Source organism: Acinetobacter higginsii, from assembly GCF_000369845.1.
Taxonomy (GTDB): Bacteria; Pseudomonadota; Gammaproteobacteria; order Pseudomonadales; family Moraxellaceae; genus Acinetobacter; species Acinetobacter higginsii.
This window is the reverse complement of the sequence record NZ_KB850222.1, coordinates 516,338-538,226: the sequence shown is the minus strand read 5'-3', so window position 1 is coordinate 538,226 and position 21,889 is coordinate 516,338. Positions and strand designations below refer to the sequence as shown.

The window sequence follows — 21,889 nt, the reverse complement described above, 5'->3', positions numbered from 1 at the left end:
AGCTCTCAAATTCATGAGAGCTTTTTTGTCATCAATTCAGCTTATGCTGAAAATGGATGACGCAATACGATTGTTTCTGCACGGTCAGGACCTGTTGAAACGATATCAATTGGGCAACCAATTAAAGTTTCAATACGACGTACATAGGCCAATGCATTTGCAGGAAGTTGATCAATTTGAGTCAAACCAACAGTAGACTCGCTCCAACCCGGCATGGTTTCATAGATCGGTTTCAAGCTTTCAAATGAAATCGCATCAGAAGAACCTGCACAGCCAGAATCTACATCTTCATAACCGACACAGATTTTTACTTCTTCTAAACCATCTAATACATCAAGCTTAGTTAGGCAAATACCAGATAATGAGTTCACGTCAACCGAACGACGTAAAATCTCAGCATCGAACCAACCACAACGACGTTGACGGCCAGTAGACGCACCAAACTCATGACCAACTGTACCCAAGTGACGACCAATCGCATCACCTGTATCTGTTGCTGCATCATAATGCAACTCAGTTGGGAACGGACCTGCACCTACACGTGTTGTATATGCTTTGGTAATACCCAATACATAGTCTAAATGCAATGGACCCATACCTGAACCAGAGCTTACGCCACCAGCAGTAGTATTCGAGCTTGTTACAAATGGATAAGTACCATGATCGATGTCAAGCAATGAACCTTGCGCACCTTCGAACATGATTGCCTTACCTTCTTTGCGGTAATTATGTAATACAGTCGTTACATCAATCACTAATGGAGCAAGAACTTCGCGCCATGCATCACAAAGTGCAAGTACGTCTTCAAACTTAACTTCTTCAACGCCATAGAATTGAGAAAGTTGGAAGTTATGAAGCTCAAGCATTTCCTTGAGTTTTTCTTCAAGTAAAGCACCGCCACGAATCAAATCTGCTACGCGTACAGCACGACGTGCAACTTTGTCTTCGTAAGCTGGGCCAATACCGCGACCAGTTGTACCAATTTTTGCGTTACCACGTTTTTTCTCACGTGCTTGGTCAAGCGCGATGTGGTTTGGCAAAATAAGTGGACAGTTTGGAGAAATACGTAAACGCTCTTTAACAGGTACGCCTTCTTGTTCCAAAATCGCCATTTCTTTAATCAAGGCTTCAGGAGAAAGAACAACACCATTCCCGATTAAGCACAATACGTTTTCACGTAAAATACCTGATGGAATGAGGTGTAATACAGTCTTCTTACCACCTACCACAAGCGTATGGCCTGCGTTGTGTCCGCCTTGATAGCGAACTACCGCAGCCGCTTGATCTGTGAGCAGGTCGACGATTTTACCTTTTCCTTCGTCGCCCCATTGGGTACCAAGTACCACAACATTTTTGCCCATAATAGCCTCATTACATCATGCTGTTAAAATTGGAAACCAAGTCTTAAAACTTGGCAATTAAATTTTTTCAATCACCCACTGCCCGTTTTGAGACACCAACTGATGGGTCGCATAAGGCACTGAGCTTAAATCATCATTACCCAACAACTGCACCACACGTGAACCTTTGCCACGTACATCTGCAATTGCATTTAATAAATCTTGATCATGGCCTTTAGGTGCAACCACAGTTTCAATTTCTACAAACTGAGTCGCGCCTAAAGCATATAAGTCACAACTAAATCCAGTTGCTGGACGCGCACGCCCAAAATGCTCACCAATACCATCATAACGACCACCTTGAGCCAGTGGTGCGGCACGATTCGGTGCATAAATGGCATACATCAAACCTGTATGATAGTGATAGCTGCGTAACTCAACCACATCTATCCCAATGTTCAGATTCGACCAACGTGACTGAATTTGAGCTAATGTAGATTTCAATGCAGCTAATGCATTTTTGAAATCCGCATCATTTAAAATATCTTGGCTTAAATGCGTTTCTAGTGCATCAAGGTCGCTTGCATAACGCCCTAAAGCATAAAAGTCCGCACCCATCGCTAAATCTTGCGTGAATTCTTCTAACTCTGGGAAAGCTTTACGCTGATATAAGTCAGAAAGTTCACTTTCGGTATTTTTATTTAAGCCAGCGCGTTTAACCAGACTACGGAATAAACCAACATGACCTAAATCTAAATGAGCGCCCTCTAAAGTATGAGTATGCTCAATTAACGCCAACATAACGTTGATCATTTCAACATCTGCTTCGATGCTGTCATGACCATACAACTCTGCACCTAACTGCAAAGGTGCACGGGTTGCATTGAAATTCTGTGGTTTGGTATGCAAGACTGAACCTGCATAGCAATAACGTGCTACACCTTCAATTGGTCGAACATGAGCATCTATACGCGCAACTTGCGGCGTCATATCCGCACGCACACCGAGTAAACGGCCAGATAGTTGATCAATAACTTTGAAGGTAACTAAATCTAAATCTTGATTAGATTCTGAAAGTAGCGAGAGCGATTCGATGTATTCAATAAATGGCGTATACACCAATTGATAACCTCGAACTGCGAGGAAATCTAACGCTTCTCGACGCAAGGTTTCAACCACTTGCGCTTGTTCTGGCAATACATCTGCTACCCCGTCAGGGAGCAACCATGTCTCTGAAATGGCCATGTTCCAAACCTAAAATCTGTTCAATGTGGAAGCATCCACACAAAAAGCAACCACATAAAAAAATCGGGTGAATGCCCGATTCAGCGTAGTGTAGCACGAAGATTTATGTGATGCACCTTCGAATTTGAATAAATCTTTCGGGTTTAACGATCAAGAAACATCATTAAGTAAGAAAAATTAACGATTAGATTCAATAGATTGAAACTAATCACCAATAGTAGAAGTCCATGTCCTTGTCCCTAAGAACTGCCCAATATCTGAACTATCACCCTGTTTCCAATTGATCAAGTTTAATTTTTTTATAGCATTGATTGATTGGGAGTTACATGCCAGCCTGCGTTTCCGAAATTCCGAGCCGTTTAAGCAGCGACTACCCAAAATAAATGAAACGCCTTAAGGTCTTGTTCTTAGTTTATATTAAAAAATCACACATTCCATTTTTTGACTTCTTTCACCTGAACTCAGGGCTAAAGATTCCCATTCAGGTATAAACACAAAATCGTGCCTAGAATATAAATAGACTGCTCGCTCATTTTTTGGAGATACGCTTAATACAATTCTAGAGTGACCTTTAGAAACGGCTAAATTCTTAATCGCAGAAACCAGCAGATCAGCTATACCACTGCCACGAAATACAGGATTAACCCACATCGCGATCACATTAAATTCATGTACAACGTTTTGAGTTGCACCAATAATCCCAATTGCCCGATCCCCTTTAATTGCTAAAACATATTGAAATTTAGTCTTTTGTGAAGCACGGTCACGCCATTCTGATTCACTATATTTCTCTGTAGTCGCATAATTAGCAGCGAAAACATCTGGACTATCAAGCAGCGACTCGAAACGAACGGTTTTAAGGATTTTCCAATCCTCCTCGGTGGTGAGACGAACCACCAATTCATCCAAGTCTGGACTCATTCAATACCTCGAACTTATCGCGAATCTGAATTTTTATAAAAGATTCTCAAAAATTAGCTTCTATTTATTCAGTTCCTTTGCCGCCTTTTACTACGATTTCTAGCAAATTCACCATTTCAACATTTTGCTTTTCTAAAGCGGCAATATTTGCCACGGTTCGATCCAAAACCTCTTGTTGCACATGCATCTTCTTGGCCAGATCTTGCATGATTTCCAAACTCTTTTTTAGATGCAGCTCTAAATGCACAACTTTTTCTTCAAGTTGTTGTACCTGAATATCTGAGTTTGGTACTTCTACGCTTTTAAACTGCAGCCAGAATAAAAAAGCCACCGCCGCCAATAAAACAGCAATAAATCCCCAAATCAACATCAATGTCATTCACTACTCCAAATTAATTTTTATATTATTTAAATCATTAATCACAAAAAGTTTCACACAAATCCAGCAAGCGATTTGCATATCCCCATTCATTATCATACCACGCAAAAACTTTTGCTTGATGCCCCACCACCATGGTTTGGGTTAAATCCACAATCAGAGAATAAGGCGAATGATTAAAATCACTTGAAACCAGATCTTCATCTGTCACTTGCATAATCTGTGCATAATCATATTGCGCCGCTTTGCTCAAAACTTCATTGATTTTATGCACAGTAATCGGTGAATGCGAAACAAAAGTGAGGTCAATGGCAGCCACATTAATGGTCGGTACACGAATGGAATAGCCATTAATCCGATCTTCCATTTTCGGCATGACTTGTTTCAATGCACCCAAGGCACTTGATGTGGTTGGAATAATATTTTGCCCAGACGCTCGTGCACGACGTAAATCCCGATGCGCATGATCCAAAACCGATTGATCTGCTGTGACCGCATGAATTTCTGTCATTAATGCGGTATCAATACCAAAGGCATCATCAATAATTTTGACCAACGGCACTAAGGCCTGTGTGGTACATGAGACACTGGAAATGATTTGATCTGTGGCCTTTACGTCATTGTGATTGACACCATAGACAATTGCAGCGTCCACAGAATCAAAAGGCGCAGCGCCAATAATCACACGCTTCGCGCCTGCCTCAACATGACGAGTTGCATCAGCACGTGAACGGAATAAACCGGTACATTCAAGCACCACATCAATATCTAAGTCGGCCCAAGGCAATAATTCTGGCTGAGCCTGCTTAAAGACTTGTAGTTTTAACTGACGTTGATTGGACTGGATATTCAAAAAAATATGTTGATTTTCAATTTGAATTTCAACTTGACCTGCAAAACGACCATGGGTGGTATCGTATTTGAACAAATGCACCAAGGTCTGCACATCTGCGATGTCATTAATGGCAACAATATCAAACTGAAATTGCTTAGGACTCTCAAACCACGCACGTAATACATTCCGACCAATTCGACCAAATCCATTGATAGCGATACGTTGCATGTAGGGTCCTTATTCATCAAAACATCATCTTTTCTATGCTATATGGTAAAACATCAAGCGCATTGTTGAATATAGATTTTTAGCTTAAACACAGTTTTATATGATATTGCTTGTAAAATCGTTGGTGAGGCAGGTATTTTCCGTTATAATTTAGCACTTTTAAAATCTATGCCACGCACTGGGTTCGATTGTAGAACGTTAGACACAACGTACCTTGTTGCATATAGCCAAATTCAAAATTATGGAGTGTCTTGGTTGTGAGTACTCGCTTTATGACATCAGCTGAAATCCGTGAAGCATTTTTGCGTTATTTCGAATCGCAAGGGCATACACGTGTCGCTTCGAGTTCTCTCGTTCCCGCCAACGACCCAACTTTGCTGTTTACCAATGCTGGTATGAACCAGTTTAAAGATTGTTTCTTAGGTTTAGAAAAGCGCGACTATGTTCGTGCTGTTTCATCTCAAAAATGTGTCCGTGCCGGTGGAAAACACAATGACCTCGATAACGTCGGTTATACAGCGCGTCACCACACTTTCTTTGAAATGTTAGGCAACTTCTCTTTCGGTGATTATTTCAAACAAAATGCATTGAAATTTGCTTGGGAATTTTTGACCAGCGAACAGTGGTTAGGCTTACCGAAAGATCGTTTATATGTCACGGTTTATCATACCGATGATGAAGCATTTGATATCTGGAACAAAGAAATCGGGATCGATGCTGAACGTATTATCCGTATTGGCGATAACAAAGGCGGTCAATACGCATCAGATAACTTCTGGGCAATGGGTGACACAGGTCCTTGTGGTCCTTGTTCTGAAATTTTCTATGACCATGGTGACCATATCTGGGGTGGCTTACCAGGCACACCAGAAGAAGACGGTGATCGTTTCATCGAAATTTGGAACAACGTTTTCATGCAGTTCAACCGCACCGCGGATGGTGTGATGCACCCTCTTCCAGCACCTTCTGTTGATACAGGTATGGGCTTGGAGCGTATTTCGGCTGTACTGCAACATGTCAATTCAAACTATGAAATTGACCTGTTCCAACACTTATTAAAAGCTGCTGCTGAAATCATTGGTTTAGATACCACTGCAATTGAGGCTGAAGCAAAAGCACAAAATAAACCCGTTGAATATCCAGCATCATTAAAAGTGATTGCTGACCATGCACGTTCATGCTCATTCTTAATTGCTGACGGTGTTAACCCTTCAAATGAAGGTCGTGGTTATGTGTTGCGTCGTATCATTCGTCGTGCAGTTCGTCATGGTAACAAATTAGGTGCGACGGGTTCATTCTTCTATAAGATGTTGCAACCTCTGATTGAGGTGATGGGTGATGCCTATCCAGAACTTGCAGCACAGCAAGCACGCATCGAAGCGCAACTGCTTAAAGAAGAAGAGCAATTCGCAAAAACACTTGAGCAAGGCTTGAAGTTGTTAGAAGGTGAATTAGCACAACTGAAAGGCAATGTAATTCCAGGTGAAACCGTATTTAAACTATACGATACTTACGGCTTCCCAACAGATTTAACAGCTGATATCGCACGTGAACGTGACCTGACCATTGACGAAGCTGGCTTCGAAGTGGAAATGGCTGCACAACGCCAACGCGCACGTGATGCAGGTAAGTTTGCAGTTGACTACAACAGCATTGTCAAAGTTGAAGGCGAAACTCAATTTGATGGTTATGAAGCGACTCAAGGCCAAGGTCAAATCGTTGCGATCTATAAAGATGGCGTTCAGGTTGATGAAATCAACGAGGGTGACGAAGCGCTTATCGTATTGAACCAAACCCCTTTCTATGCAGAAAGCGGTGGTCAAATCGGTGACACAGGTATCTTCAAAAACGATACAGGTATTTTCGAAGTTCAAGATACTAAAAAGTCTGGTGGTGCTTTTGTCCATCAAGGTATCGTGACCATGGGTAGCCTCAAAGCCACTCAAAATGTTGAAGCTACCGTTAAAGCAGACATTCGTGCAGCAACAGCGCGTAATCACTCAGCGACTCACCTTCTACATGCGGCTTTACGTCAGATTCTTGGTGAGCATGTACAACAAAAAGGTTCTTTGGTTGCCAGCGATATTTTACGTTTTGACTTTGCCAATGACCAACCTGTTTCATTTGAACAATTGCAACAGATTGAACGTTTAGTCAATGCCGAAGTCATTGCGAACAGCCCTGTAACAACTGAATTACTTGATATTGAATCAGCAAAAGCCAAAGGCGCAATGATGCTATTTGGTGAGAAGTATGGCGAGGAAGTTCGCGTACTGTCTATGGGTTCTATTATTGAAGAGAAAAACTTCTCTATCGAACTTTGTGGTGGTATTCACGTTAAGCGCACAGGTGATATTGGTTTATTTAAAATCACTTCTGAAGGTGGTGTAGCTGCGGGTGTTCGTCGTATTGAAGCCGTGACTGGCACTAAAGCGCTTGAAGTGGTTCAAAAAGCAGAAACAGATATCCAAATCATTAACGGTTTGTTGAAAGCGCAAAAAGACCAAACTGTAGAGAAAGTTGAAGCAATTGTTGAAACTGCTTCTAGCCTACAAAAGCAAATCGAGCAATTGAATCAAAAATTAGCCAGCTTCCAAGCGGCTGAACTTTTAGATCAAGTGAAAGAAATTGCGGGTCGTCAAACGCTTATCACATCGGTAAAAGGTTTAGATGCCAAATCATTACGCAATCTTCATGACAGCGTAAAATCAAAATTAGAAGATGCAGTCATTATTTTAGCTGGTGTTGAAGGTGATAAAGTGAGTTTAATCGCTTCCGTCGCTAAACAATACGCTGCAACTCTAAAAGCAGGTGACATCATCAAACACTTGGCTCAAGAGCTGGGTGGTAAAGGTGGTGGTAAACCTGACTTAGCACAAGGTGGCGCGCCACTTAACGAGAAGTTTGATCAAGTCATCGCAGCATTACCTGCTTGGCTTGCGCAATAATAAAGACTTCACTTTTGTGTAACTGACCCTGATGCCTCTCAGGGTCATGGCTTATATGGAACAACTATGGCTTTAATCGTTCAAAAATATGGCGGTACCTCTATGGGTACTCCTGAGCGCATTTTAAATGTTGCTCATCGTGTCAAGCGTTGGCATGATCATGGTCACAAGGTGGTCGTGGTTGTATCAGCAATGAGTGGTGAAACTAACCGCTTACTTGCGCTTGCCAAAGCCATTACTAGCACCCCTGACCCACGCGAATTAGATCAAATGGTGTCAACGGGTGAACAAGTAACGATTTCCATGTTAGCTATGGCACTTAATTCAATTGGTGTAGAAGCTAAATCATATACAGGTCGTCAAGTTGGTATCAAAACTGACAGCGCGTTTACCAAAGCACGTATTGAATCCATTGATACTGATGTAATGACCGCTGATCTAGATGCTGGTCGTGTCATCGTCGTTGCTGGTTTCCAAGGTTATGATGCCAATGGCAATATCACAACTTTAGGTCGCGGTGGTTCAGATACTTCAGGCGTTGCACTTGCAGCAGCACTAAAAGCAGATGAATGCCAGATTTATACCGATGTTGACGGTGTTTATACCACTGACCCTCGTGTAGCGCCTAAAGCGAAGAAAGTTGACCGTATTTCTTTTGAAGAAATGCTAGAAATGGCATCTTTAGGCTCGAAAGTTTTACAAATTCGCTCTGTTGAATTCGCAGGCAAATATCAGGTGCCATTACGTGTATTATCAAGCTTTGATAACGATAATGATGGCGCATTTGATGAAGATTTCAAACAAAACGTAGGTACACTAATTACGACTGAGGCGGAAGACGATATGGAACAACCAATCATCGCAGGTATTGCATTTAACCGTGACGAAGCAAAACTCACTATTTTAGGTGTTCCTGACGAACCAGGTATCGCATCTAAAATCTTATCACCGATCAGCAATGCCAACATCGAAGTGGATATGATTATCCAGAATGTTGAAGAAGACGGTACAACAGATTTTACTTTTACCGTGAATCGTAACGACTTGGCGAAAGCAAAAGCAATTTTAGAACAAACTGCAAACAGCATCGAAGGTTGTGAAGTTGTGACGCGTGATGACATCGTAAAAGTGTCAATCGTAGGTGTTGGTATGCGTTCTCACGCAGGTGTAGCGAGCAAAATGTTTACTGCATTAGCTGAAGAAAGCATTAATATTCTCATGATTTCTACATCAGAAATCAAAGTTTCTGTGATCATCGAAGAAAACTATTTAGAATTGGCAGTTCGTTGTTTACATACAGCTTTTGGCCTAGATCGTGAACACGGCGAAAGCAGTGCACGTGCTTAATTAATAGCTGCTTAAACATATTTACTCGCAAGTAAATAAGAAAAAAAACAGAGCCACTATAGTTTTTCTTATAGTGGCTCTGTTATATTAGCCTTGAGGTTTTTAAAAAGACTCTCACAGAACTTACGAAAAAAAATGTTTTTTACATATTTCTGTTAGAGTTTTCTGTATATTAGGCTGTGCTTTCAAACAATGAATTCCCTGTCGCAAGTTTAAGCGTTTAGCAAGGAGATAAACATGCTGATTCTGACCCGTCGTGTCGGAGAAACATTAATGATTGGGGATCAAGTCAGTGTTACTGTGCTTGGCGTAAAAGGCAATCAGGTGCGTATTGGTGTAAATGCTCCAAAAGAAGTTTCTGTGCATCGTGAGGAAATTTACCAACGTATCCAACATGAACGTGCCATGCATGAGCATCTGCAACATCTTGATCAAGATTATCAACATTCTTATGAAGAAGAGAATAATGATTTTTCTCAACATAATAACTTCAATCGTTAATATGCCGCATTCTTCTCGAATGATTAAAGCGACTAAAATTAGTCGCTTTAATTGTTTTTACAGCCCTAAAACTTTCTTGACAGGCGCATAACTACGGCGGTGTTGATCAATGACACCATGAGCCGCAATCGCTTCAAAATGTGCTTTAGTTGGATATCCTTTGTGTTTAGCAAAACCATAGTCAGGATATTGCTGATCTAACTCATGCATCTGACGGTCACGGGTCACTTTCGCTAGAATACTTGCCGCACTAATTTCTGCATGGCTAGCATCCCCCCCCACAATCGCCTCACACGGAATCGTAATTCCTTTTGGAATCTGGTTACCATCCACAATTACTTTTGCAGGAGAAGCCGCTAATCCCTCTACTGCACGACGCATTGCAAGAAAAGTGGCTTGCAAAATATTCAATTCATCAATTTCAGCATGGCTTGCTTCAGCAATTGACCAAGCTAAAGCTTTTTCTTGAATCTCCAAGAACAGCTTTTCCCGTTTTTTTTCGGTTAACTTTTTAGAATCATTTAAACCCTCAATCGGATTATTCGGATCTAAAATGACTGCGGCAGCAACAACAGAACCCACTAATGGTCCTCGCCCAGCCTCATCTACACCAGCAACTCTCATATAAAATCTCTAAAGGCCGATGACTCAGCCTTATCTTATTAACCCGCTTTCTTGAAAGTTTCAGCCACACATGCATTTACAGTTTGAGAAACCACTTGAGTCACAATCGTCGCGCGTGCTGTTGGATCAATAGCTGCGGTAGCCAATTCTACTGCTGTTACGCTATTTGGTGCTTTTTCACTGACACAGCCACAAACTTCAGTTTGAATATTTTCACGTTGTTCTGCGGTCATTACACGTGTCGCTGTTTTCCACGCTGGTAGCGTATTAATTTCATTAATACATTTCGCATTTACAGCAACTTTCAATGCAGCCATGCCTAACTGTTGTGAAGTTGTACCCACTGAGTTATTTCCATCTGGAGTAACACAGCCTGTTAAAGCTAAAACGACAGGGGCAACAATAAGTACCAACTTTTTCATGATTTCTAACCTGTATCTAATTTTTGGCAGGCGTATTGTGCCTAAATGACACGCGTTATGATATGACTCAGCGCCATATTTACATAATATAACAATCATACGGCATTTATAAGCACTACACCGTTCTACTCATAAAACGCTCTGTTACATTTACACTGTAGGAGAATGAAAAAGCGCTATCTATTATTAAAAATAATTACCTATAACAAAGCCAGGATGTTGCAATGTCAACCTCAGCACAATATTACACGCGTACGGCACAAGTTATTCATTGGCTCATGGCTGCGATCTTCATTGCTGCCTGGTTGATTGGTTTCTATAGTGGCAACTTTCTCAGCTATGAGGTTGATGGAAGCTTCAAGGGAACTGTGATTACCCTACATAAAAATATAGCCACCACTATTATTTTCTTAGTGGTTATCCGTATTTTTTGGCGCTATACCCACCCTGCACCAGAATTACCAGACACCATGTCACCAACAATGAAAATGTTGGCGCATGTTGGACATTTATTCCTTTATCTAATGCTATTAGCGCTGCCAATTACTGGCTGCTTATTTAGTTGGAGTGCTGGACACCCTGCACCAGTTTTATATTTATTCGAAATTCCACGCTTGGTACAAGACAATCCAGAATTACTGGCAATTGTTAAACCGCTACATATTTATCTTTCATGGTTCGCTGGCCTACTCGTTGCTGGACATGCTTTGGCTGCAATTAAACATCACCTGATTGATAAAGATAATGTCTTGCTCAGCATGTTGCGCCAACCCAAATAATTTTAAGACATAAAAAAACCGCTTTACGCGGTTTTTTTTATTTAGATCTTCTTCACTTCGGCAATCCACTTTTGCTTTTCTTCATCAGAAATGAATGAAGCTTCAAAAGAATTAATTGCCAGTTGCTTTAATTCATCATTGCTTAAATCCAACGCTTGCTGAATCGCTACAAAGTTATCATTCATATAACCACCGAAATATGAAGGATCGTCTGAGTTCACAGTAACATGTACACCCTGCTGCAATAAACGGCGGATGTTGTGCTCACCCATGTCTTTTACAACACAAAGCTTTAAGTTACTTAAAGGACAAACTGTTAAAGGCATTTTCTCAGCGATTAAACGTGCCATTAAGCGTTCATCTTCTTCAGAGCGTACACCATGATCAATACGGTTTACTTTTAACAAGTCTAAAGCTTCCCAGATATACTCTGGTGGACCTTCTTCACCTGCATGTGCCACGATCAAAAAACCTGCTTCACGGGCTTTAGCAAATACACGCTCAAATTTCGCTGGTGGATGTCCAACTTCACTTGAGTCTAAACCGATCGCAATAATGTCATCTTTGAATGGCAATGCTTGTTCAAGCGTTTCAAATGCTTTTTCTTCGCTTAAATGACGCAAGAAACACATGATCAACTGAGAACTAATTCCTAGTTTTGCTTGTGCATCTACACAGGCACGTTTTAAACCAGCCAACACGGTTGCAAACTCAACCCCACGCTCAGTATGCGTTTGTGGGTCAAAGAACATTTCGGTATGTACCACACGGTCTTCAGCACATTTTTCAAAATATGCCCAAGCAAGGTCATAAAAATCTTGTTCATGCACCAGCACGTTCGCGCCTGCATAATAGATATCAAGGAATGATTGAAGATTATGGAAGTTATAGGCTTGCTTGACTTCTTCCACAGATTGATAAGGAATCTGAATCTGATTACGCTGTGCAATTGCAAACATCAGTTCTGGTTCAAAAGTCCCTTCAATATGCACATGCAATTCGGCTTTGGGTAAAGCACGAATCAGCTCGATTTGATTCATAATAACTCCACGTCTAAAGAAAAAAGGGTGTTATCGAAATAACGCCCTTTTAGGCTCTCTTCACAATGAGCTGCAAACACATACAACTCAAGAAGAAAATGATAAAAGAATTTGCTTAGCCGCCAAATGCAACAAACTTGAATACCCACAGTGCTGCAATAATCCAGACCATATAAGGAACTGTTTTTGCCTTACCTGTCAGCAACTTAACCAACGCATAGCTGATAAAGCCCATCGCGATACCATCTGCAATTGAGTAGGTAAATGGCATAAACACAATGGTTAAAAAGGCAGGAACAGCTTCAGTGATATCATCCCAATCGATATGCGTGATCCCTTGGATCATCAACACACCAATAAACAATAATGCAGGTGCAGTTGCAAAGCCTGGAACAGATTGGGCCAATGGGGCCAAGAACAAGCAACCAATAAACAAGAATGCAACAACGACTGCAGTTAGACCCGTACGCCCACCTGCTGCAACACCCGAAGCAGATTCAATATATGGTGTTGTTGAAGAAGTCCCCAAAGCAGCGCCTGCAACAATTGCAGTTGAGTCAGCAAATAAAGCCTTCTTTAAACGTGGCAATTTACCATCTTGCAACAAACCTGCACGATGCGATACACCCACCAAGGTTCCAGTACTGTCAAATAAATCGACAATAAAGAAAACGAAAATCACCCCGACCATACTGGCAGTAAATAGACCCTCAAAGTCCATTTGCATGAATGTCGGTGCTAGAGAAGGAACTTGACCAACAACGCCCTTAAACTCATTTAAGCCCATTGCGGTTGCAATGGCAGTCACCACCAAAATACTGAGGATGATCGCACCACGTACTTTAAACTGATGTAAAACCACAATCATCAAGAAGCCAAATAAGGCCAATAAGACTGTTGGTTGTTTGATATCGCCCAGACCCACTAAAGTCGCTGGATTATCAACAATAATGCCTGCATTTTTAAGCGCAATGAGGGCAAGGAATAAACCAATACCACCGCCAATTGCAAACTTCAGTGACATCGGAATCGCATTGACAATCGCTTCACGGATTTTAAAGAAGCTGATTGCAAGGAAAACCAAACCTGAGACAAAAACTGCAGCAAGTGCAGTTTGCCAAGGCACGCCCATGCCTAAACAGACGGAATAGGTAAAATAAGCATTTAAACCCATACCAGGTGCAAGTGCGATTGGGTAGTTCGCAATAATCCCCATGACCAAACACCCAATTGCCGCCGCCAAACAGGTCGCAACAAACACAGCACCGTGATCCATGCCAGTTTCTGAAAGAATGAGTGGGTTTACAATGATGATGTAACACATCGTCAAGAATGTAGTTACACCTGCTAGAACTTCTGTTCTAAAGTTGGTTTTGTTCTCGCTCAATTTAAATAAGCGTTCTAGCAAACCAGCCGAAGCATTAGGCGTTGTCATAACATAGCACCTGTTGAAATCTAAGATCGTAGAATGTGAAATCTATACGTTTGTGTTTGCAATCTTTTTTGAATGTACACAAAAAGGTATACAAGGCTCAAAGCAATCTATATGCCAGTTTTGCACTTGCTACGCAGAGGATATGTATAGATTCGATTCCGATATCAAAACGTAAAAAGCCGCATCTCAAAATGCAGCTTTTTATTTAATGGTAAATATTTTAACAGATTCTACTCAAAACTTGAGTATCACAATACAAAAAAAGCGCATTTCATGCCCAATCTCGGATCATTGAGCTAACAATGCTCTCATATTCCCCACCAAAACTAATGCGTACGCTGATATGAGGATAAATGCGTATGGGGGTTATGTTGTATTGTATTCAAGCTACTTTCAGCATCTTGAACAATTTTCAGCAGTTCTTGGCGTTTCTTGGTTTGGGCATCGACATAAGCAACATAACCCAAAATGAACACCAAAAAGCTCAAGGCGATCGCAATTTTAATCTTCATTATTATTATCTCTATTATAAAGTTTTCTTTAATGCTAACAAAAAAGAAGGGAAACGAGAACAAAAACGCATATTAAAATCACAAATGATAACCACATCACAATTATATAGTTATTTTCATAATTTTTTTGCTTAATTTTCACTCAATCAAATATTAGAATATTCCAGTTTTTTTAGCAATGACATTTTATATAATTCAATAAGATAGATATAAACTATATCTTTATAACAGAAAAAACTGTTCATTTTCAGCAGCTAAAAACAAGAAAGCACTTTTGTCTAGACAAAAGTGCTTAAAGTCACATTAACGTGTTTAGATTAGAACTGGTAGTTCAAACGCACCAAGAAGTTGCGTGGTGTACCTGGCATTGACTCTGAACGCCAATATTCTTTATTGGTCACATTATTGACAGCGAATGTAATGTTCCAAGGATCTGCACTATAGCCAATCGCAGCATCTAGTCGAGTAAACCCAGCAAAGTCAGTTGGTTCTCTATCTAGGTTTCCGTTTGGATAAATTTTGGCATCACCGACATAAGTTGCCCCCACTTCACCATAAATCTTATCTGTTGGTAGATAACGAACAAAGAGATTACCAGTATGGTGAGGCGTATTATTTAACTCTTTTCCAACATTTTGTGGCTTGGGATCTTTAGAAACCTCCGTGTCCATATAGCTATAACCACCACGTACAAACAGATTATCTAAAGCACGTCCAATAAAGCTAAATTCAATCCCCTTGGACTGGTGCTGCGCACCAACAGCCCACTTTTCTGGCGCATCTGGGTTTGGCTGGTAACGGATATTGTTCTTACGGATGTCAAATACAGAAAGCTGGGTATTTAAACGATCATTCAGCCAATCACTTTTTATACCAACTTCGTATTGTTCATTGTATTGTGGTTTAGCATCAAATGTATCTACATCTGTATTTGCTGAAACAACACTTACTCCCACTCGCCCACCAAATGGCGCGAAGCTTTTACTATAAGAGGCATAAAAGCTCTGACTTTCTACAGGTTGCCAAATAAAACCTATATTTGGGCTAAAGCTCTCACCATCAATACGACGATGATAGTCCAGAGACTCACGTGATTTTAAACGGTTGGTGGTTTCAGATTGATAATAGTCATAACGACCACCCAACATGACTTTAAAATAATCATTAAAACTAATGAGGTCTTGGATGAATACACCATAACCTTCACCTTGGTTATAGTTATGTGTATTTAATATTAAGTTACCCGAACCTCTAGAACTGCTGCGCTCACCAGTTAACGGATTTACATAGCCATAGATAGCACCACCATCTTTCTTATTGGCTAAAAGCGGCTCACGTTGTTCATAAGTCCAGTCTGCACCAACCAATAAATTATGTTTAATACTGCCTGTATCAAACTCACCACGGATATCAAAAGTATTGCTAGTGGTTTTATTATCGGTTTTCTGCCAATAATAAATTTGTGAGATATCACCGACATGGCCTTTACATGTTCCAGCATTAGTTACCGTTGTACTTTCTGTCGCACATAATCCACCCGCATAAAAGTGATCAAAGTTTTGCTCTGCTTGACGATAACTTAGTGCCCAATGAAAATTCCAATTTGGTGCAAACTCGTAATTCAGGTCAGAACGCGCAACTTGTAAAACATCATTTACATAGTCTCCATCTTGGGCAAAACCTGTTTTAATCGAGGTTCCCTTCGGAAGTGCTGTATAAGATGGTCCACGATCCGGCACACGATGTAATTTATCGTAGGTATATTGCATGGTCCAAGTTAAACCCTCATCATTTTTATAAGTAAAACTTGGTGAAAGCATTTCGATTTTATTTTCAATGCCTGAACGGAAACTATCTGACTCTCCATATTCTCCAGTTAAACGTACAGCAACGTTATCTGTGAGCACTTGATTGAAATCTACTGTTGTTCCATAGTTATCATATGAACCACCGTAGATACCCACCGAGCTTTTTGAATCAAAATTGGCGAATTTACTCACCATATTGATCACTCCACCACCCGAACTACGACCATATAGAACCGACGCAGGGCCTTTTAAGATTTCAATACGTTCGATATTTGCTGTGCTACGGCGAACCTGACCGCTTTCACGAATACCATCACGATAAATATCGCCTGTATCTGCATTAAATCCTCTTAAGTTAATCCCGTCACCGCGCATGTCATAACTGGTTGATACACCTGGTGTCCCCTGTAGCATGACACTCAGATCATTGGCGCCATAAATTTTATATTTTTGCACATCAATGGTATCGATGGTCTGTGGAATATCTTTTTTCTTAAGACCATTTCGGGTCACACTTGCCTGATCATAATCGATATAACTTTTGATCGGATCAAGCTCGCTCATTGCTTCGATCTTAATGGTTGGCATCACTGCTGTTGGTGTTGGAGCCTCATTGGCAAAAGCATACTGTGCTTGCAACAGCATCATGGTTAACAAGCTAAATTTGAAAATAGGCTTGTGATGCATATTTAAGGGTAAAGAACGCATAAAATTTCTCAAAAAACTCAGACAAAAATTAAAAAAATATTAAAAATTAAAAAACGCTACAATTTTAATAAAAATAATTCTCATTTTCATCATTTTTTGCATTAATTTTTAACCCAATAGGCCATTTGTTATGCATTTAAAATTTATGCTTCATTTTCATCCTCAAAGACAATCTCGAAAATAATTTTTAAATCTTTGAGTTCTTAGGAATAAATTCCATTTTTCTACACAATTATACATTAGGCTACACAGAAAATAATTTGATCATTTTTTTGGGGTCTAGAATGAAATATGCTGTTTATTGTGGAAAACTCAGTGTGCTTAGCTCAGCATTGCTCAGTATAAGTGCTTCAATATGTGCTGCCGAACCAGTTACCGAGAGTTCTGCATCCGCAGCATCTGAGTCAAGTCCTCAAGTTTTGCCTACCCTTTCATTCAAAGCTTCAGCCGAACCCCAAAAAGCCAAAGATGATGATATTAGCGCCGTCCCTAAAACCATCATTACTCAAGAAGAAATGCTGCAATATGGCGACCAGTCTGTAATGGATGCTTTACGACGCGCTGCTGGTTTTCAAATCCCTGCTTTTGGTCAAGGGCCACGCGGTGGCGGTGGTGCTTCAGGCATGCGTTTCCGTGGTGGCGGTGCACCCACATTTTTGGTCAATGGCGAGCCTGTGCAAGGTGGCCCGCGTGGTGGTATGTCGGTTATTGATACCATTAGCCCTGAAATGATTGAACGTATTGAAGTGGTCAAACAACCGAGTGTTGCTCAAGCTTCAGTTGCATCCTCAGCGGTGATCAATATTATTTTAAAAGAACCTCTGGATACCCGTTTAAATGGCTCAGTGAAACTTGGCTATGGCTTACGTGATAGTGGTGAACAACAATCTGAACGCAAGCAAATCAACATTCAAGCAGATGGCCGTGAAAACCAGTGGTCATATAGTGTTTCAGCCAATCAAATGTGGATGGATAATACTTCGATCAGCAAAACTGAAACCGCAACAGGAACACGCGAACAGCTTCGTACCACCAACCGCACCATGCAAATGTTTTCACCACGTTTGCAATACGATCTGGATGATCAACAGAAGTTGATTGCAGAATTGTTCTATCGCAATATTAAAATGGATGGCTATTCATCCAATCAGACTCAAGATGACAAGAACGATAGTATTCGCTTAAATACGCGTTATGAACGTAAAGACAAAGACCTGAGTGATAAAATCCGCTTATCTGTTGAACGTCAGACCGAAACACAACTCACCCGCTCGCCACAAAATACAATTTATACTGATGAAACGGTAAATGAGTACGGGCTTGCCTATGATGGGGTTCGTAAATTAGATAAAGACCGTCAAATTAAATTTGGTTTTGATACTCGCAGTAATGAACTCGATAGCAATGTCAGCAAAAGTCTGGATGAGCAACGTTATGCTGTTTATGGTGAGGGTAGCTGGCGTTTTACAGACCGCCAAACAGTGACTTTAGGTGCGCGTCAGGAATGGCTGAATCGTTCAGGCTTGGTTGATTATCAAGATCAACATTTAAGTCCAGTTTTGGCTTATCGTTTTGACCTCACTGAGCAATGGTCAATTCAAACTAACTTGAGCCAAGCTTTTAAGAGTCCTAATACCGATCGGCTGATTCCGAATGTGACTGTCTCTACAGATAGTGATGCAGGTAGCTTGAATAATCCTGATCGTGGCGGTAATCCAAATCTAAAACCAGAAAAAATTCGTGCAGCTGAATCCACCCTCGCCTATGATTCAGCGAGTGGTGGTGTGAGTGTCACGGCGTATCATCGTGAAATTAAAGATTACATCGAGAAAGTCATCGCACTTGAAGGCACACGTTATGTGGAACGCCCACAAAACCAAGATCAAGCGACCACCTATGGTGTTGAGTTGTCTGGACGCTATGCACTCAAACAAACTGAAGCTGGGCATTCATTTATGCTCAATGGGCAGCTATCAACAGTTCGCGCTAAAATTGAAGATGGGCAACACCGTGAACGCTTAGCCAGTGATGTTGCGCCTTATAATACCAGTGCGGGCTTATCCTATAGCTATAAGCCTTGGCAACTCTCGACCAGTGTAAACGTCAGTTACACGCCTGAATTTACCCGTGCCTTAGATGGTCAACCCTATGATCGCACCACCAATGAACGTTTTAGTTTAGATTTGAGCGCAACCAAACGCTTTAGTCATGGCTGGGCAGCGAGTCTTAACCTGAATAACGTCTTGAGTACCCATTATAAGGAACGCCTCACCAACCAAACAGATGGCAGCTTATATCAGGCGAGAACCAATGAAAGCATTCCATCATTACAGTTCAGTCTTGAGAAAAAATTCTAATTTTCTTGCGCTTTAAAATGATTGAAGTACCGAAAGTCAGCTTAGCTCAAGCTGACTTTTTTAATTTCAAAACAAATATTAAAACTAAATGATGACAATCACTTAGGTTGAGGATGCTATGATCTGCAGCTAACTCTGATTAACCACTTAAAAACAAGATGAAAACCGAATTAAAAGCGAAGATCGTTCATATCTGCGATGAAAAAATGGCCAAGAAAGGCAACAATGTCGGACTTTCATTTTATGCTTTCTTTGCCAATAAAAATGATGATCCTGAACTTCTCATGGAGGCTGCTGAATGGTGGATTATGGAGCATCGACTAGATCATTTTGAAAAAGCCAGCAAGATTAAAGCACTGGTTCTAGCTGAATCCGATTAATACACATCGCGTTGATAACGCTGTTGTTGTTTAAGCTGCTCCAGCAAATCAAGACCTAAAATCTCTTTTAAGGCATGATCAACGCCACCCGCCATACCCTTAAGGCTACCACAGACATAAATTGCTGCGCCCTGTGCAACCCAAGTCTGTAATCGAGTGGATTGTGCTTTTAAACAATCTTGTACATAGATTTTTTCGGCTTGATCACGGGAAAATGCATAGTCAACTTGATCAAGAAAACCATGCTGTTGCCAATAATGAATTTCAGTCTGATAAAGATGATCAAATTGCTGCTGTCTTTCACCAAAAATCAGCCAGTTTTGTTTATAGCCCCAATGCTCTCTCTGACGTAGATGTGCCAGAAAACCCGCAATCCCCGTACCATTGCCAATTAAAATCAAAGGCCGTGCATCATGCGGCAAATGAAAACTTGGATTATGACGAATATGAGCTTGTAAGATTTGGTCTTGCTGCAAGCCCTGTGTCAGCCAACCTGAACCCAAGCCTAAACCTGTTGCCGTGCGTTGCTGTCTGACCACCAATTCAATAAAGCCATTTTCAGCCAAGCTGGCAATCGAATACTCACGCTTAGGTAAGCGCTCAAATTGTGTTAACCATTGCTGAAAAGACTGCTCTGCTTTGCTCGGTAATTTTCTTAAATTCAGCGTACTTAATTGAGCGATTAACTTAGCATTGACTACCTGTTGCTGTGATTGCAAAAATGCCTTGATATCATCCAAATTGTTTTCGCATTGGATCTCTAAAATATCACCTGATGACCAAACCAAGTCCTCATCACCAATCAATTGAACTTTATAAATAGGCTCACCAATACTGCCTTTATTTAAACACTGCCGATGCGCAAACTTTAATTGCAGCATATGTTCTGAATGAGTTAAATCATTGAACTGCATTGAAGTCAGCTGCTCTAATCCATTTAACCATTGTTCTAAATCACGGCTATTCATTTGATCTACTAAAACCGTATTAAATAAAGCCTGCGCCTGTTGTTGAACTAACCATTGTTCCAGTCGCTGCCCAAACTGACAGAAGTGAGCATAGCGCCGATCTCCCAATGCCAAGATTGCAAAAGATAGATGGGATAAATCTAGACCTTGAGTAAAAGCTTTATTGATAAAGGATTGTGCACTATCCGGCGCATCCCCTTCACCATAGGTACTGACCACCCATAGAATCCGTTGTTGCTCGCTTAAATCATGGAGACTTAGATCTTGAATATTTCTGACCGTAATCTGATCATCAACTAAACGTAATTGCTCAGCGGTGTGTCTGGCCCAAATTTCGGCATGTCCAGACTGACTGGCATAGACCACCAAATAAGCAGGATGCGATTGCAGCAGTGATTTTGAATTTCTTTGCAGCCAATATAGCCACACAATCACAAAAAGATGCAGACTCAATAATATTGCCAATATAGCAATAACGATCAGCACAGCCTGAGTCATGATGTCACCTTAAATGGCAAACCAAATGAGTAAAATAATTACCGCTAAACTGCCTGCTGTGAGCAGCAAATGCGTAATTAAACGGGTTTTAATGGTTAAAAATAAAATATAGCCCGCCAAGGACAATAAAATGATGATGATCGCACTAATATCAATGAGCCAATGCCATGTTGCACCGACATTTTTACCGCGATGTAAATCATTGAGCAATGAAACAGTGCTTGCTGGTTTTTGGGTAATTTCAACTTGACCTTCATCCATCAACACCCAGAGATCTGTTGAACCCGCAGGACTCTCTAAACGAATCATCGCCTCCCCATCCATGACTTCACTGCTTTTATAACGCCCAATCAACGGCTGCTTGTCTCGAACAAAATCTAGAATCGCCGGAGTTGGATTCTCTTGTTTTTGGATGGCACTGACAAAAGCAGCGGGTAAAGTGAGTTTTACAATTTGTTCATCGTTGGATGATTTAAACCAATCGGGATTATTCAGTAATAGTCCTGTTGCAGCAAAAAAAATCAGTACGATGAAAGCAAAAGCAGATAACCAACCATGCACATAACGTGCATGGCGGTAAAAATCACGGCGTTGATACAAGAGATAAGCCTCGT

The 21,889-nt window shown here is 40.9% G+C and carries 19 protein-coding genes; 6 read left to right on the top strand and 13 right to left on the bottom strand.

Translation table 11 applies throughout. The features are described 5' to 3' along the window. Positions 1 to 41: 41 nt before the first annotated feature. The 5 genes from F885_RS03025 to F885_RS03045 form a co-directional block, all read right to left on the bottom strand. A complete protein-coding gene (locus F885_RS03025) occupies positions 42 to 1,361 on the bottom strand; it encodes an adenylosuccinate synthase (protein WP_004805984.1) in 1,320 nt (439 codons plus the stop codon). Between the two features lie 57 nt (positions 1,362 to 1,418). After that, the gene (locus tag F885_RS03030; protein WP_005204730.1) at positions 1,419 to 2,585 is read right to left on the bottom strand and encodes an ATP phosphoribosyltransferase regulatory subunit; all 1,167 of its coding nucleotides are present in this window, start codon (positions 2,583 to 2,585) and stop codon (positions 1,419 to 1,421) included. A gap of 417 nt (positions 2,586 to 3,002) precedes the next feature. Further along, on the bottom strand, positions 3,003 to 3,506 hold the full coding sequence (locus tag F885_RS03035; protein ID WP_004805979.1) for a GNAT family N-acetyltransferase: 504 nt from the start codon (positions 3,504 to 3,506) through the stop codon (positions 3,003 to 3,005). Between the two features lie 64 nt (positions 3,507 to 3,570). Continuing rightward, positions 3,571 to 3,885 carry a hypothetical protein gene (locus F885_RS03040; protein WP_005322161.1) on the bottom strand — a complete coding sequence of 105 codons (315 nt, stop codon included), beginning with the start codon at positions 3,883 to 3,885 and terminating at the stop codon, positions 3,571 to 3,573. 37 nt (positions 3,886 to 3,922) lie between these two features. Then, positions 3,923 to 4,948, bottom strand: a complete 1,026-nt coding sequence (locus tag F885_RS03045; RefSeq protein ID WP_004805974.1) for a type I glyceraldehyde-3-phosphate dehydrogenase — start codon at positions 4,946 to 4,948, stop codon at positions 3,923 to 3,925. A 257-nt stretch (positions 4,949 to 5,205) separates the two neighbouring features. On the opposite strand from F885_RS03045, the gene alaS reads away from it, so the two are divergent. The 3 genes from alaS (at position 5,206) to csrA (ending at position 9,744) form a co-directional block, all read left to right on the top strand. Beyond that, a complete protein-coding gene (gene alaS, locus F885_RS03050) occupies positions 5,206 to 7,896 on the top strand; it encodes an alanine--tRNA ligase (protein WP_171068224.1) in 2,691 nt (896 codons plus the stop codon). 66 nt (positions 7,897 to 7,962) lie between these two features. Further along, on the top strand, positions 7,963 to 9,243 hold the full coding sequence (locus tag F885_RS03055) for an aspartate kinase (RefSeq protein WP_004805971.1): 1,281 nt from the start codon (positions 7,963 to 7,965) through the stop codon (positions 9,241 to 9,243). A 237-nt stretch (positions 9,244 to 9,480) separates the two neighbouring features. Then, a complete protein-coding gene (csrA, locus tag F885_RS03060; RefSeq protein ID WP_004805969.1) occupies positions 9,481 to 9,744 on the top strand; it encodes a carbon storage regulator CsrA in 264 nt (87 codons plus the stop codon). A 57-nt stretch (positions 9,745 to 9,801) separates the two neighbouring features. Here csrA and rnhB read toward each other — a convergent pair whose 3' ends face one another. Together rnhB and F885_RS03070 are read right to left on the bottom strand one after the other, a co-directional pair. Then, on the bottom strand, positions 9,802 to 10,368 hold the full coding sequence (gene rnhB, locus F885_RS03065) for a ribonuclease HII (RefSeq protein WP_005204735.1): 567 nt from the start codon (positions 10,366 to 10,368) through the stop codon (positions 9,802 to 9,804). Positions 10,369 to 10,406: 38 nt separating this feature from the next. Beyond that, entirely contained in the window at positions 10,407 to 10,790 is a 384-nt protein-coding gene (locus tag F885_RS03070; protein WP_005322155.1) for a hypothetical protein, read from the bottom strand. A gap of 224 nt (positions 10,791 to 11,014) precedes the next feature. On the opposite strand from F885_RS03070, the gene F885_RS03075 reads away from it, so the two are divergent. Then, positions 11,015 to 11,569, top strand: coding sequence for a cytochrome b (locus tag F885_RS03075; RefSeq protein WP_005322154.1), 555 nt, complete (start codon positions 11,015 to 11,017; stop codon positions 11,567 to 11,569). Between the two features lie 41 nt (positions 11,570 to 11,610). Here F885_RS03075 and F885_RS03080 read toward each other — a convergent pair whose 3' ends face one another. The 4 genes from F885_RS03080 to F885_RS03095 form a co-directional block, all read right to left on the bottom strand. After that, a complete protein-coding gene (locus tag F885_RS03080) occupies positions 11,611 to 12,609 on the bottom strand; it encodes an adenosine deaminase (RefSeq protein ID WP_005322150.1) in 999 nt (332 codons plus the stop codon). Positions 12,610 to 12,724: 115 nt separating this feature from the next. Beyond that, complete coding sequence (locus F885_RS03085; RefSeq protein ID WP_004805960.1) at positions 12,725 to 14,044, bottom strand: NCS2 family permease; 1,320 nt, start codon at positions 14,042 to 14,044, stop codon at positions 12,725 to 12,727. Positions 14,045 to 14,370: 326 nt separating this feature from the next. Continuing rightward, positions 14,371 to 14,556 (bottom strand): hypothetical protein, encoded by a 186-nt coding sequence (locus F885_RS03090; protein WP_005322149.1) that lies wholly within the window; start codon positions 14,554 to 14,556, stop codon positions 14,371 to 14,373. A 317-nt stretch (positions 14,557 to 14,873) separates the two neighbouring features. Then, positions 14,874 to 17,072 carry a TonB-dependent receptor gene (locus tag F885_RS03095; protein WP_005322148.1) on the bottom strand — a complete coding sequence of 733 codons (2,199 nt, stop codon included), beginning with the start codon at positions 17,070 to 17,072 and terminating at the stop codon, positions 14,874 to 14,876. 284 nt (positions 17,073 to 17,356) lie between these two features. On the opposite strand from F885_RS03095, the gene F885_RS03100 reads away from it, so the two are divergent. Together F885_RS03100 and F885_RS03105 are read left to right on the top strand one after the other, a co-directional pair. Next, entirely contained in the window at positions 17,357 to 19,429 is a 2,073-nt protein-coding gene (locus tag F885_RS03100; RefSeq protein ID WP_005322147.1) for a TonB-dependent receptor plug domain-containing protein, read from the top strand. A 158-nt stretch (positions 19,430 to 19,587) separates the two neighbouring features. After that, positions 19,588 to 19,809, top strand: coding sequence for a DUF6500 family protein (locus tag F885_RS03105; protein ID WP_005322146.1), 222 nt, complete (start codon positions 19,588 to 19,590; stop codon positions 19,807 to 19,809). Here the strand turns inward: F885_RS03105 and F885_RS03110 are convergent. Continuing rightward, positions 19,806 to 21,275 carry a sulfite reductase subunit alpha gene (locus tag F885_RS03110; RefSeq protein ID WP_005322143.1) on the bottom strand — a complete coding sequence of 490 codons (1,470 nt, stop codon included), beginning with the start codon at positions 21,273 to 21,275 and terminating at the stop codon, positions 19,806 to 19,808. The two genes, F885_RS03105 and F885_RS03110, sit on opposite strands and share 4 nt — an antisense overlap. A gap of 9 nt (positions 21,276 to 21,284) precedes the next feature. Then, positions 21,285 to 21,875, bottom strand: coding sequence for a PepSY-associated TM helix domain-containing protein (locus tag F885_RS03115; protein ID WP_005322142.1), 591 nt, complete (start codon positions 21,873 to 21,875; stop codon positions 21,285 to 21,287). Positions 21,876 to 21,889: the final 14 nt, after the last annotated feature.